Genomic DNA, 334 nt, shown 5'->3' on the forward strand with positions numbered 1-334 from the left:
GAGGCCTTCGATTGGTCGCTGGTGCCGCAAGGGCTGAGCAAGCCGATCATCCTGGCCGGCGGCCTGACCGTGGAAAACGTGGCGGACGCCATTGCCCGGGTCAGGCCGTATGCCGTGGACACCAGTGGCGGGGTGGAGCAGAGCAAAGGCATCAAGGACCCCGCGAAGATCAAGGCATTCATCCAGGCGGTTCGCGCCAGCTGATCGCCGATGTGACGGACGGCAGCCTGCCACCGTCCATGCTTACCGCCGCTTAGAAAACAGGCGGGCCCGGTTGTCCGACGGGCCGAAAACGAATTGGAGAAAGAAAGCATGAGCAACTGGTTAGTAGACA

Annotated in this window: 1 pseudogene; it reads left to right on the plus strand. The window is 62.3% G+C overall.

The features are described 5' to 3' along the window. Positions 1-204: pseudogene (locus HX773_RS25645) on the plus strand (phosphoribosylanthranilate isomerase); the annotation flags it as partial. Positions 205-334 lie beyond the last annotated feature (130 nt).

Origin of the sequence: Pantoea sp. B9002 (genome assembly GCF_013385945.1) — a bacterium.
Classification (GTDB): Bacteria; Pseudomonadota; Gammaproteobacteria; order Enterobacterales; family Enterobacteriaceae; genus Pantoea.